12 protein-coding genes, 1 tRNA gene and 1 pseudogene are annotated in these 12,833 nt (G+C 72.9%); 7 read left to right on the top strand and 7 right to left on the bottom strand.

What is annotated here, in order from left to right:
• From AE652_RS21595 to AE652_RS21585, 3 genes and pseudogenes are all read left to right on the top strand, one after another.
• A pseudogene (locus AE652_RS21595) lies at positions 1-248 on the top strand (hypothetical protein); the annotation flags it as partial.
• 227 nt (positions 249-475) lie between these two features.
• A complete protein-coding gene (locus AE652_RS21590) occupies positions 476-2,014 on the top strand; it encodes a N,N-dimethylformamidase beta subunit family domain-containing protein (RefSeq protein ID WP_049654022.1) in 1,539 nt (512 codons plus the stop codon).
• A gap of 125 nt (positions 2,015-2,139) precedes the next feature.
• A complete protein-coding gene (locus AE652_RS21585; RefSeq protein WP_049654021.1) occupies positions 2,140-3,039 on the top strand; it encodes a phosphoribosylaminoimidazolesuccinocarboxamide synthase in 900 nt (299 codons plus the stop codon).
• Positions 3,040-3,072: 33 nt separating this feature from the next.
• On the opposite strand, the gene AE652_RS21580 is transcribed toward AE652_RS21585, so the two are convergent.
• From AE652_RS21580 to AE652_RS21555, 6 genes are all read right to left on the bottom strand, one after another.
• Complete coding sequence (locus AE652_RS21580) at positions 3,073-3,696, bottom strand: response regulator transcription factor (RefSeq protein WP_049654019.1); 624 nt, start codon at positions 3,694-3,696, stop codon at positions 3,073-3,075.
• Between the two features lie 17 nt (positions 3,697-3,713).
• Positions 3,714-4,943 carry a sensor histidine kinase gene (locus AE652_RS43150; RefSeq protein WP_053112174.1) on the bottom strand — a complete coding sequence of 410 codons (1,230 nt, stop codon included), beginning with the start codon at positions 4,941-4,943 and terminating at the stop codon, positions 3,714-3,716.
• Between the two features lie 97 nt (positions 4,944-5,040).
• Positions 5,041-5,871: an ABC transporter permease gene (locus AE652_RS21570; protein ID WP_049654017.1), complete on the bottom strand. Its 831-nt coding sequence runs from the start codon at positions 5,869-5,871 to the stop codon at positions 5,041-5,043.
• Entirely contained in the window at positions 5,868-6,875 is a 1,008-nt protein-coding gene (locus AE652_RS21565; protein WP_049654015.1) for an ABC transporter ATP-binding protein, read from the bottom strand. Before AE652_RS21565 ends, AE652_RS21570 begins: the two co-directional genes overlap by 4 nt.
• Before the next feature lie 188 nt (positions 6,876-7,063).
• Positions 7,064-7,136, bottom strand: a tRNA-Gly gene (locus tag AE652_RS21560).
• A 143-nt stretch (positions 7,137-7,279) separates the two neighbouring features.
• Positions 7,280-7,597: an Lsr2 family protein gene (locus tag AE652_RS21555; RefSeq protein ID WP_030056585.1), complete on the bottom strand. Its 318-nt coding sequence runs from the start codon at positions 7,595-7,597 to the stop codon at positions 7,280-7,282.
• Between the two features lie 465 nt (positions 7,598-8,062).
• Here AE652_RS21555 and purS point away from each other — a divergent pair, with 465 nt between their 5' ends.
• From purS to AE652_RS21535, 4 genes are all read left to right on the top strand, one after another.
• Positions 8,063-8,317 carry a phosphoribosylformylglycinamidine synthase subunit PurS gene (gene purS, locus AE652_RS21550; protein WP_049654013.1) on the top strand — a complete coding sequence of 85 codons (255 nt, stop codon included), beginning with the start codon at positions 8,063-8,065 and terminating at the stop codon, positions 8,315-8,317.
• On the top strand, positions 8,314-8,991 hold the full coding sequence (gene purQ / locus AE652_RS21545) for a phosphoribosylformylglycinamidine synthase subunit PurQ (RefSeq protein WP_049654011.1): 678 nt from the start codon (positions 8,314-8,316) through the stop codon (positions 8,989-8,991). The genes purS and purQ overlap by 4 nt, the downstream gene beginning before the upstream one ends.
• Entirely contained in the window at positions 8,991-11,246 is a 2,256-nt protein-coding gene (gene purL / locus AE652_RS21540; RefSeq protein WP_049654009.1) for a phosphoribosylformylglycinamidine synthase subunit PurL, read from the top strand. Before purQ ends, purL begins: the two co-directional genes overlap by 1 nt.
• Before the next feature lie 64 nt (positions 11,247-11,310).
• Positions 11,311-12,186, top strand: a complete 876-nt coding sequence (locus AE652_RS21535; RefSeq protein WP_049654007.1) for a sterol carrier family protein — start codon at positions 11,311-11,313, stop codon at positions 12,184-12,186.
• A gap of 32 nt (positions 12,187-12,218) precedes the next feature.
• Here AE652_RS21535 and AE652_RS21530 read toward each other — a convergent pair.
• Positions 12,219-12,833 (bottom strand): DUF3152 domain-containing protein (locus tag AE652_RS21530; protein ID WP_049654005.1); only part of this gene is annotated, 615 nt, incomplete at its 5' end.

Here is a 12,833-nt window from a genome sequence, read left to right as displayed (position 1 = left end):
CGGACCGCAGCGGCCGCGACCTGCTGGTCGACCACGTCACCGCGATGGTCTGCTGCGCCGCCGTGGACACCGCCGGCGGCGCCCCCGGCCTGGACTGGCTGGACGGCCCGGTGCTGCTGCTCGGCGGGGTGCGCCGCACCGACCTGGCCGGCCCGGTCGCCCAGGCCGTCGAACAGGGCCAGGACGGCCCGCTGCGCGCCTGGCTGGACGCGGCCGACGTCCGTCTCGAGAAACCCGTCCGCCTCTGACGTCCCAGGCGTTCCAGGAGGGCGCTCGGTGCCCCGGTGCGCGCCCCCAAATCGGTCGGCCGCCTGGCGTCTTCGCAGGCCGGAGGCCCTGCCCGGGAGGCGCGCGAGATTCCCTGCACCAATTGCTACCGGAGGGTGACGTTACGGCAGCACTCTGTGGTGTATTAGACCGCACGCACATCCGGGGGGCACGTGCCACCGGGCGGAAGTGCACCTGGGAGGGGCGCGTGGGGACCGAACTCAACCGCCGCTGGGAGTCGGGGACGCACGCCTACAGCGTCTCCGACCCCTTCGGTCAGGGGCCGCTGCCCTGGCTGCGCAGCCCGGACCAGTACCTGGCGGGGGCGGAGGGCGCCGTCCCCTGGTACGTCTCGGTGGACGCGCCCGGCCAGCAGCCGCTGGCCGCGGGCACCCGGCCCAAGCCGTCGGTCGGCAGCCCGCAGGGCGCCAACGACGTGGACCAGCAGATCAAGGGCTTCGCCTCGGCCGGGGTGATCCGCCCCGGCGGCTCGGTGGACTTCCGGGTCACCGTCAACCCGCCCCGCGAGTTCACCGTGGACGTCTTCCGGATCGGCCACTACGGCGGCGACGGCGCCCGCCACATGACCTCCAGCCCGCTGATCTCCGGCCTCGCCCAGCCCGCCCCGCTGGTGGTCGACCGGACGGTCTCCTGCCACCACTGGTGGCACTCCTGGCGGCTCCAGATCCCGGCGCACTGGAAGCCCGGCTCGTACGTCGCCGTGCTGACCACCGCGGACATGCTGCACCGCAGCCACATCCCCTTCACCGTCCGGGACTTCGACGAGCGGGCGCGCACCGCCGAGCTGCTCCTGGTGCTCCCCGACGTGACCTGGCAGGCGTACAACCTGTTCCCCGAGGACGGCCGCACCGGCGCCAGCCTCTACCACGCCTGGGACGGCCTGGGCGGTCTGGTCGGCGAGCCGGAGGCGGCCGTCACCGTCTCCTTCGACCGCCCGCACGCCACCGCCGGACTGCCGCTGCACGTCGGCCACGCGTACGACTTCATCCGCTGGGCCGAGCGCTTCGGCTACGACCTCTCCTACGCCACCGCCACCGACCTGCACGCCGGCCTGGTGGACCCGTCCCGGCACCGGGCGCTGGTCTTCCCCGGCCATGACGAGTACTGGTCCGAGCCGATGCGCCGGGCCGCCGAGCGGGCCCGGGACGGCGGCACCTCGCTGGTGTTCCTCTCCGCCAACACCATGTACTGGCGGGTCGAGCTGAGCGCCGCCGCCTCCGGCGAGCCCAACCGGCTGCTCAACTGCCGCAAGCGGCAGAAGGTCCGCCCCGGCAGCCCGGCCGCCGGGGCGCCCGGCGCGGCCAGCGCGCTGTGGCGGGACGCCGGGGAGCCCGAGCAGCAGCTGCTCGGGGTGCAGTACTCGGGGCGGGTCGCCGCGCCCGTCCCGCTGGTCGCCCGGCACACCGCGCACTGGCTCTGGGACGGCACCGGCCTCCAGGAGGGCGACGAGCTGCCCGGGCTGGTCGCCGGCGAGGCCGACCGCTACTACCCCAAGGTGGCGCTGCCCGAGCACATCGAGCGGGTGCTGCTGGCGCACTCGCCGTACCAGGACCTGGGCGGCCGCACCCGCTACCAGGAGACCTCGCTGTACCGGGCGCCCAGCGGCGCGTACGTCTTCGCGGCGGGCACCTTCGCCTGGTCGCCCGCACTGGGCCGCCCGGGCCTGACCGACGAGCGGATCCAGCGGGCCACCGCCAACCTGCTGGACCGACTGTGCAAGAACTAGGCGCTCCGTCCCCCGAGGCCGGGGACGGGTCGGGGCGGGCGAACCCGGTCGTGAAAGACTGCGGGGGCAGTGACCTCCCCTTTCGCGGTGCCCCACCCGCGAACGACCCCTGAGGACTGAACACCTTGAGCGGATTTGTCACCAAGCCCGAGCCGGTCCAGGTACCCGGCCTGGTCCACCTGCACACCGGCAAGGTGCGCGACCTCTACCGCACCGGATCGGGCGAGCTGGTCATGGTGGCCAGCGACCGGACGTCCGCCCACGACTGGGTGCTGCCGAACGAGATCCCGGACAAGGGCCGCATCCTCACCCAGCTGTCGCTGTGGTGGTTCGAGCGGATCGCGGACATCGTCCCCAACCACGTGATCTCCACCGAGGTCCCGGCCGGCGCCCCGGCCGACTGGAAGGGCCGCACGCTGGTCTGCCGCAGCCTGGAGATGGTCCCGGTCGAGGCGGTCGCCCGCGGCTACCTGGCCGGCTCCGGCCTGGCCGAGTACCAGGAGAGCCGCACGGTCTGCGGCATCGCGCTGCCCGAGGGCCTGGAGAACAGCTCCGAGCTGCCCGCCCCGATCTACACCCCGGCGCTCAAGGCCGAGGTCGGCGAGCACGACGAGAACGTCTCCTACGAGGAGACCGCCCGCCGGATCGGCGCCGAGCTCGCCGCCCAGCTGCGCCGCACCACCCTGGACGTCTACGCCCGGGCCCGGGACATCGCCCGCGAGCGCGGCATCATCCTGGCCGACACCAAGTTCGAGTTCGGCCTGCTGGACGGCGAGCTGCTGATCGGCGACGAGGTGCTCACCCCGGACTCCTCCCGCTACTGGCCCGCCGACCAGTGGCAGCCGGGCCGCTCGCAGCCGTCCTTCGACAAGCAGCTGATCCGCGACTGGCTGGTCTCCCCGGCCTCCGGCTGGGACCGCCACGGCGAGCAGCCGCCGCCGGCGCTGCCGACCGAGATCGTCGAGCAGACCCGGGCCCGGTACATCGAGGTGTACGAGCGGCTGACCGGCACCACCTGGGCCTGAGCCCGGAACGATCGCCCGCGGGCGCCGGATCCCTCAGATCCAGCCGTGCTCGCGGGCGATCCGCACCGCCGCGTGCCGGTTCTCCGCGCCCAGCTTGGTGGCCGCCGAGGACAGGTAGTTGCGCACGGTGCCCTGGGAGAGCGAGGCGCGCTCGGCGATCTCGGCGATCGGGGTGCCGTCCGCGGCCAGCTCCAGGACGTCCGTCTCGCGCGGGGTCAGCGGGGTCTCGCCGGCGCTGATCGCGTCCGCCGCCAGCTCCGGGTCCACGTACCGGCCGCCGGAGCGCACGGTCCGGATGATGCCCGCCAGGTCGGCCGCCGAGACGGTCTTCGGCAGGAAGCCGCGCACCCCGACCTCCAGCGCCCGCTTCAGGTAGCCGGGGCGGCCGTGGCCGGTGACGATCATGCAGCGGCAGTCCGGCAGCAGCAGCCGCAGCGCGGCGGCCACCTCGATGCCGTCCTTGCCGGGCATCTGGAGGTCCAGCACCGCGACGTCCGGGCGGTGCGCCTGGGCCATCGCCAGCGCCTCCGTCCCGGAGCCGGCCTGGGCGACCACCTCGATGTCGTCCTCCAGCGAGAGCAGCGCGGCCAGCGCGCCCCGGATCAGGTGCTCGTCGTCGGCGAGCAGGACGCGGACGGGCGCGGCGTTCTCGGTCATCGGGCGGTCTTTCTTCCTCAGCTCGGCAGCGGGACGGTGGCGAGCATCCGGAAGACGCCCTGCCCGGCGGTCGGCACGGCCAGCTCGCCGCCGTGGGCGGCGAGCCGTTCGCGCAGTCCGCGCAGCCCGGTGCCGCTGCCCTGGGAGGGGAACGGGACGTCGGGCACCCCGTCATTCTCCAGCTCCAGCACGGCCCGTCCGTCCTCGGTCCGCAGCCGGATCAGGCAGCGGTCGGCCTCGCTGTGCCGCAGCACGTTGGTGGTGGCCTCGCGGATGACCCAGCCGAACACCGACTGGACCGGGGCCGGCAGCTCGTCCGCGTGCTCGCCGAGGTCGATCTCGCAGACGACGTCGGCCGAGCGCAGCACCGCGCGGGCGCCGATCGCCTCGGCGTGCAGGTCGGCGGTGCGGTAGCCGCGGATGACGTCCCGGACCTCGCGCTGCGACTCCTGGGCGATCTTCTGCACCTCGGCCATCTGGTCGGCGGCCTCGGTGCGGCCCCGGCGGGCGAGCTGCACGGCGAGCTCGCTCTTCAGCGCGATGGTGGTGAGGTTGCGGCCCATCACGTCGTGCAGGTCGCGGGAGAAGCGCAGCCGCTCCTCGGCGACGGCCAGCCGGGACTGCGCCTCGCGGGCGGTGTCCAGTTCCCAGACGATCGAGGTCAGCCAGGCGAAGCTGCGGCAGCTGAAGCCGATGAAGGCCATGCCGATGGTCAGTCCGGTCAGGTACCCGGCGACGCCGGCGGGGTCGCCCCCGGACAGCACCCCGGCCGGGAAGACGGCCGCCAGCATGCCCACCCCGGTGACGGCGGCCCAGCGCGGGGTCAGCGCCACGCACACCGGCCCGAAGGAGGCGATCAGCAGGACGCTGGCGACGAACGGGGTGAAGGGCGCGCCTCCCGGGCTCCGCGTCCCGCCGTCGGCGGGCCCGAACAGCAGGACCGTCCAGGAGCCGGCCACCGCGAGGCCGGCCGAGAGGGCGGTCCAGAGCCGGTGGTCGGCGGGGCGGCCCAGGTAGTGGTCGAGCGCGGTGCGGTAGGCCCGCAGCAGCACCAGGGTGACGGCGAGTCCGATCAGCAGGGAGATCCGGATCACCGGGATGTTCTCGGCCTGGTCGGCGACGCTCCCGACGGTGAGCAGGATGCCGGGCAGGATGAACAGCGCCATCAGGTAGAGCGACCAGCGCAGGTACAGCTCGGTGCGCTGGGGATTGCTCAGGCTTGTCCAGCTGCGAAGCGGCGACCGCATTCTCATTTCTTCCGCCCCCAGTTCGACCACGATCATGCTTGCTGCCTTCATATCAGAGGTCGGACCGGGGGCGTTCCTTCGGATTACTGCCGGATGCTCAGCGGCGCGGCTCCCAGCGGAAGTAGCGCACCGCGCCCCAGACCGCGAGGGCGAGCCAGATGCCCCCGGTGACCAGGTGCGAGCCGGCGGCGCCCCAGGAGCCGGCGAAACCGGTCGCGGCGGCCGAGCCGTCGGTGCCGAACCAGCCGACGCGGATCAGCTGGAAGGCCGGGGTGGTCGGCAGCAGGCGGCAGATGTTCGCCAGCTGCTCGGGCATGACGTCCAGCGGGACGAACAGGCCGGAGCCGAACTGCATGACCAGCATGACCGGCAGGGTGGTGATGCCGGCGCTCTCCACGGTCCTGGTGAAGGCGCTGGACAGCGCGGCCAGGGCGATCATGGTGGCCAGCGCCAGCAGCAGGCCGACCAGCATCAGCAGCGGGTTGACCGGCACGGTCAGGTGCAGGGCGACGCTGCCGCCGATCCCGATCAGGGCGGCCATCAGCAGGCCGAGGGTGAGCGAGGGGACGGCGGTGCCGAGCAGGATCTCGATGTCCCGGGCCTCGCCGGTGCGCAGCCGCTTGAGGACCAGCTCGCCGCGCCGTCCGACGTACGCGGCGGTCAGGTTGTAGTACACGACGAAGGCCAGGACCATCCCGACCGAGCCGTAGACCAGCAGCGAGTCGACGTCCAGGCCGGGGTTGGACTCGGCCTGCTGCGCCAGCGTGCTCCGGAGGACGACGACCAGGAACAGCGGCAGCACCAGGGCGGTGAACAGGGCCGTGCGGTTGCGCAGCAGCAGGGTGGCCTCGGCCCGGCCGAGGGCGAGCAGCCGGCGGACGGCGGTGCTCTGCGGACCGGCGGTGGTGGCGGCGGTGGCGGTGGTCATCGGGCGGATCCGATCAGGCGGCGGCGGGCGGGGCGGGTGGCGGCGGGTGCCTGCGGGGGGTGCTGGTGGGCGGCCTCGGAGGCGATCGCGAGGAAGGCCTCCTCCAGCGAGGCGCTGCGGGCGTCCAGCGCGCCGAGCGCGATGCCGTGGTGCCGGGCCCAGCCGAGCAGGTCGGTGAGGGTGTCCTGGAGCCCGACGGTCTGCACGGTGACCTTGCGGCCGTCGACGGACAGCTCGGCGCCGGGCAGCAGGGGCAGCGCGGTCCCGGTGAACTCGGGCAGTTCGAAGGAGATCCGGGAGGGCCGGCCGGCGATCACCTCGGCGACGGTGCCGGAGGTGACGACCTGGCCGCCGTGCATGATGGCCAGCCGGTCGGCCAGCTCCTCGGCCTCCTCCAGGTAGTGCGTGGTGAGCAGCACCGTGGTGCCCCGGGCGCGCAGCTCGCGGACCAGCCGCCAGACGGCGGCGCGGGCCTCCGGGTCGAGGCCGGTGCTGGGCTCGTCCAGGAAGAGCACCTCGGGGCGGCCGAGCAGGGCCATCGCGAGGTCCAGCCGGCGCTTCTCGCCGCCGGACAGCTGCTTGACCCGGACGTTCGCCCGGTGGCCGAGGCCGACCAGCTCCAGCGCCTCCGCGACCGGGCGGGCGCCGCTGGTCATCCCGGCCCAGGTGCGGCCGGTCTCGGCGGCGGTGAGCTCGCCGGAGAAGCCGCCCTCCTGGAGCATGATGCCGATCCGCGGGCGGACGGCGCCGCGCTCCGTGAAGGGGTCCCGGCCGAGCACCCGGACGGTGCCGCCGGTGGGCGCGGCCAGGCCCTCGATGACCTCCATGGTGGAGGTCTTGCCGGCCCCGTTGGTGCCGAGCAGGGCGAACAGCTCGCCGCGGCGGACGGTCAGGTCGACGCCGCGCACGGCGTGGTACCCGGTGCTGCCGCCGCCGTAGTGGCGGTGCAGGTCGGTGACCTCGATCACGTCGTCGCTGGGGCGGGAGGGCCGGCTCGTTTCCATGCCCCAAGCCTCCCGTCGGCCGGGCGGTACGGGCAGTGCGAGCCGTCATGACATCGCGGTGGGGACGCACGGGTCGGCGATGACAAATGTCATGGCCGATATCGCCGGCCGCCGGGTGCGGGGGTGCCGGGACGCCCCGGGAGGGAATGCCGAAGGGCCCCCTCGATTGAGGGGGCCCTTCGTATCCGAGCGGACGACGAGATTCGAACTCGCGACCCTCACCTTGGCAAGGTGATGCTCTACCAACTGAGCCACGTCCGCATGGTGCCTGGTGGGGCACCCGCCGCCTCTTCGGATCTCTCCGTTGCGGCGACGAGGAATACTCTACAGCATCGTTCGGGGTGGTCGCCCCACCCTTTCGGACCGGGCGGGCGGGGCGACCGGGGAGCGGGCTCCCCGCGGGGTCAGTTCGCCTCGGCGAACGCCTCGTACACGTGCTTGGGGATGCGGCCGCGGGCCGGCAGTTCCATCCCGCGGGACAGGGCCCAGGCGCGGACGGCGGCCGGGTCCGGGGTGAGGGCGGTGCGCCGGAAGGACTTTCCGGTGCGGCTCTGCCGGCGGCCGGCGGCGACGAACGGAGCGAGGGCCTCCCGCAGCTTTTCCGCGTTGTCCACGGACAGGTCGATCTCGTACGACTTTCCGTCGACGCCGAAGTGGACGGTTTCGGCGGCGGCGCCGCCGTCCAGGTCGTCGGAGAGCGTGACAACTACACGCTGAGCCATGGGTGTCAATCCTCTCGGGCAATTCGGCCGCCGGTCCGAGGGGGTACCGGGGCCTGATGTGCACCAACTCGCGCAAGCGCGTACGGGCGGGCCGGGCGGCTCGCCTGATACGCAGCACTTGCCGCGACAGGTGGCCCTATTCTGCACCCGAAGGGGGCCGAAATCGAAGAGTCCGGCATTCTTTTCCGGATATTCACGTCTCTTCGGCGGGTTCCTTGATACCGATGTGCGGGTCGGGCGGTTCTGTCCCCAAGTGCCGTATTCGGGTGTTCTCCGGAGGGCGTCGTTCCGAGTGCCGAATCCGGGGAAACCGGCCGGCCCGGGCAGGTGATCGGGGCGCTGGATCCCTTGCTGCGTAAGGGTCTGGGGTCTACGCGCGTCGCTATGCCCGGCCAGCAATCCTGCCCGAAACCACCGGTAGTCTGGAGTTCCCCCGCCTCACCGAAGACACCACCGGGAGTGCCAGTGGCACGCGTCGTAGTCGACGTCATGCTCAAGCCGGAGATCCTCGACCCCCAGGGACAGGCGGTGCAGCGTGCACTGCCCCGTCTCGGATTCACCGGGATCGCCGACGTCCGCCAGGGCAAGCGTTTCGAGCTGGATGTGGAGGGCCCGGTCGACGACGCGGCGCTCGCCCGTATCCGCGAAGCCGCCGAGACCTTTCTCGCCAACACCGTGATCGAGGACTTCACCGTCCGGGTCGAGGAGGAGGGCAAGTGACCACCCGCGTCGGCGTCGTCACTTTCCCCGGCTCCCTCGACGACCGCGACGCCCGGCGGGCGGTCCGTCTCGCCGGCGCCGAGCCGGTCGCCCTCTGGCACCGTGACAAGGATCTCCACCAGGTCGACGCCGTCGTCCTGCCGGGCGGATTCAGCTACGGCGACTATCTGCGCTGCGGTGCCATCTCCCGGTTCTCGCCGGTGATGGAGACCGTCATCGAGCAGGCGAAGCTCGGAATGCCGGTGCTCGGTATCTGCAACGGCTTCCAGGTGCTCTGCGAATCGCACCTGCTGCCCGGTGCGCTCACCCGGAACGACTCGCTGCACTTCATCTGCCGCGACCAGAAGCTGCGCATCGAGAACGCCGGCACCGCCTGGACCGGGGATTACTCCGTCGGCCAGGAAATCGTCGTCCCGCTGAAGAACGGCGAGGGCCGCTTCGTCGCCGAGGAGCGGGTGCTCGACGAGCTGGAGGCGGAGGGCCGGGTCGTCGCCCGTTACCTGGACGTCAACCCGAACGGTTCGTACCGCGACATCGCCGGCATCACCAACGCCGCCGGCAATGTCGTCGGCCTGATGCCGCACCCGGAGCACGCCGTGGAGCCGCTCACCGGTCCGACCACCGAGGGCCTGGGCTTCTTCACTTCCGTCCTGAAGCAGCTGGTGAACGCCTGATGAGCCTCGACACCGTCAAGAACGCCGAGCAGACCCCGGACGCCGCCCAGCCCTGGGCCGACCTCGGCCTCAAGGAGGACGAGTACGCGCGCATCCGCGAGATCCTCGGCCGCCGTCCCACCGGCGCCGAGCTCGCCATGTACTCGGTCATGTGGTCGGAGCACTGTTCGTACAAGAGCAGCAAGGTCCACCTGAAGCAGTTCGGCGAGAAGAAGCCGGATTCGGACGCGATGCTCGTCGGCATCGGCGAGAACGCCGGTGTCGTCGACGTCGGCCAGGGCTACGCGGTCACCTTCAAGGTCGAGTCGCACAACCACCCGTCGTACATCGAGCCCTACCAGGGCGCGGCCACCGGCATCGGCGGCATCGTGCGCGACATCCTGGCGATGGGCGCCCGCCCGGTCGCCGTGATGGACCCGCTGCGCTTCGGTGCGGCCGACCACCCGGACACCCGGCGCGTGCTGCCCGGGATCGTCGCGGGCATCGGCGGCTACGGCAACTGCCTGGGCCTGCCGAACATCGGCGGCGAGGTCGTCTTCGACTCCTGCTACCAGGGCAACCCGCTGGTCAACGCGCTGTGCGTGGGCGTCATGAAGCACGAGGACATCCACCTCGCGCAGGCCTCCGGCGCCGGCAACAAGGTCGTCCTGTACGGCGCCCGCACCGGTGGCGACGGCATCGGCGGCGTCTCGGTGCTCGCCTCCGAGACCTTCGACGACACCAAGCCGGCCAAGCGCCCGGCGGTCCAGGTCGGCGACCCGTTCCAGGAGAAGCTCCTGATCGAGTGCACCCTGGAGATCTTCCGGGAGAAGCTCGTCAAGGGCATCCAGGACCTCGGCGGCGCCGGCCTGTCCTGCGCCACCAGCGAGCTGGCCTCGGCCGGCTCCGGCGGCATGCGGATCGAGCTCGACACCGTGCACCTGCGCGACCACACGCTCTCGCCGGAGGAGATCCTCATGAGCGAGTCGCAGGAGCGCATGTGCGCGATCGTGGAGCCCGACAAGATCGACCGCTTCCTGGAGATCTGCGAGAAGTGGGACGTCATCGCCAACGTCATCGGTGAGGTGACCGACGGCGAGCGCCTGGAGATCTACTGGCACGGCGAGCTCGTGGTGGACGTCCCGCCGCGCACCGTCGCCCACGAGGGCCCGACCTACCAGCGCCCGTACGTCCGCCCCAGCTGGCAGGACGCGCTGCAGGCCGACGCCCCGACCGCCGAGCGGCTGGCCCGCCCGACCACCGGCGAGGGCCTCAAGGCCGACCTGCTGAAGGTCGCGAGCCACCCGAACCAGGCCTCCAAGTCCTGGATCACCGACCAGTACGACCGCTACGTGCTCGGCAACACCGTGCTCTCGGTCGGCGAGGACTCGGGCATGATCCGGATCGACGAGGAGACCAACCTCGGCGTCTCGGTCGCCACCGACGGCAACGGCCGCTTCGCCAAGCTGGACCCGTACACCGGCGCCCAGCTGGCCCTGGCCGAGGCGTACCGCAACGTCGCGGCCGGCGGTGCCAAGCCGCTCGCCGTCTCCGACTGCCTCAACTTCGGCTCCCCCGAGGACCCGGACGTGATGTGGCAGTTCGCCGAGGCCACCCGCGGCCTGGCCGACGCCTGCCTGGTGCTCGGCACCCCGGTCACCGGCGGCAACGTCTCGCTGTACAACCAGACCGGCGAGGTCGCCATCCACCCGACCCCGGTGGTCGCGGTGCTCGGCGTCATCGACGACGTCACCCGGCGCACCCCGCTGGCCTTCGCCGAGGAGGGGCAGCTGCTCTACCTGCTCGGCGACACGGCGGACGAGCTCGGCGGCTCGGCCTGGTCGCAGGCCGTCCACGACCACCTCGGCGGCCTGCCGCCCGCGGTGGACCTGGAGCGCGAGCGGCTGCTCGGCGACATCCTGATCGCCGCCTCGCGCGACGGCATGATCGACGCCGCGCACGACCTGTCCGACGGCGGCCTCGGCCAGGCGCTCGTGGAGAGCTGCCTCAAGGGCGGCCACGGTGCGCGGATCGTCCTGCCCGAGGGCCAGGACCCGTTCGTCCTGCTGTTCTCGGAGTCGGCCGGCCGCGCCGTCGTGGCGGTGCCGCGCAGCGAGGAGCTCCGCTTCAACGACATGTGCACCGCGCGCGGCCTCCCGGCCACCCGGATCGGTGTCGTGGACGGCGACAGCCTGGACGTCCAGGGCCAGTTCAGCGTCTCGCTGGCGGAGCTGAAGGACGCCCACACCGGCGTCATCGAGGCCCTGCTGGCCTGATCGGCCTGTTCGAGGGGCGGGCGGTTCTCCGGAACCGTCCGCCCCTCGGCGTATGTTGAGCCCCATGCCTGCCAAGCCCCGTACGTACCAGCCGCAGAAGGTCCGCGCCGCGCTGGCCACCCAGACCAGGGCGCTGCGCGCCGCCGTGGACGCGCTCGGCACGGAGCAGCTGGACCTGCCGACCCGGCTGGGGCGGTGGCGGGTCCGCGAGCTGCTCGCCCACCTGGCCGTCCAACTCGACTACGTCCCGGCGCACCTGGACGACCGGCCGCAGGGGCGGGCACCGCTGGACCTGTCGGGCTGGGCGGCCGGGGTCGCCACCGTCGCGCCGCTGCTGGACGAGCAGGCCCGGGAGCGGGGCGCGGCGGAGTTCGCCGGGGACGCGGCCTCGGTGGCGGCCGCCTTCGGCCGGGCCGCGGACGCGCTGCTCGCCCTGCTGGAGCGGCCCGAAGCCGCCGACCCGGCGCGGCGGTTCGAGATCCGGCTGGGTTCGATGACGCTCTCCGACATGCTGGTGACCAGGCTGGTGGAGACGGTCGTGCACGCCGACGACCTGGCCGCCGCGCTCGGGCCCGACGCCTTCCCCGGCTCCCCGGTCTCCTCGGCCTTCCCGGTCTCCTCGGCCTCCCGGGCCCTCCCGGCCTTCCCGCACGACCGGCAGGCCGTCGCGGCCGTCACCCGGCTGCTGGCCGACGCCTTCGCCGACCGCACCCCGGGCGGCGCGGTCGAGCTGCGGATCCCGCCGTACGCGGTGGTGCAGGCCGTCGAGGGCCCCCGGCACACCCGGGGCACCCCGCCCAACGTGGTGGAGACCGACCCGCTGACCTGGATCCGGCTGGCCACCGGCCGGACGGACTGGGCGGCGGCGGTGGACGCGGCCGAGGTGTCCGCCTCGGGGGAGCGCAGCGACCTGCGGGCGTACCTGCCGGTGCTCGGCTGACCGGCTCCCCGGTGCGGCTCCGGTCCCGCGGGCTACGGGACGGACGGCCCGCTGAGGTAGGTGCCCTCCGCCGAGTACGGCCAGGCGTTGGGGGCGCAGCCCTTGAGACCGTAGATCTGCTGCATCATCGCGGGCGCGGGCTTGCCCTCGCCCGGGCAGCCCTCGTGCCCGTGGCCGATCCGGTGGCCCACCTCGTGGTTGACGATCAGCGCCCGGTACTCCTCCAGCGGGCCGCTGAACTGCGGTGAACCGGTGTTCCAGCGCTTGGAGTTGACGAGCACCTGGTTGCCGACGTTGCAGTTGACCTCGCCGTGGGTGTCCAGTCCGGAGGCGCCGCAGATCCGGTCCACGGTGGCCGGTGAGGCGATCTTCACGGTGAAGTCGTACGGGCCGTCGGCGACCAGCTGGAAGCCGTTCTTGCGGTCGTTGGTCCAGCCGCGCTTGTCGCCGAGGATGCCGTGGACCTGCGCGGCGGCGGACGGGGCGTCGATGCCGATGCCGTCCTCGACCTCGACCCGGTAGCGGCGCACGGTGCCGCGCCCGACCGGCTTGGCGGTGGCGGGGGCGATGGTGAAGGTGCCGGCGCCCTTGGCGGGGCCGGGGTCCGGCGCGGCGGGGGCGGGCGGCGGGGTCGGTGTCGGGGCCGG

Source organism: Kitasatospora sp. MY 5-36 (assembly GCF_001182915.1).
In the GTDB taxonomy this organism is placed as follows: Bacteria; Actinomycetota; Actinomycetes; order Streptomycetales; family Streptomycetaceae; genus Kitasatospora.
Note: the sequence above shows the minus strand (reverse complement) of the source record. Positions and strands in the feature narration are given on the sequence as shown.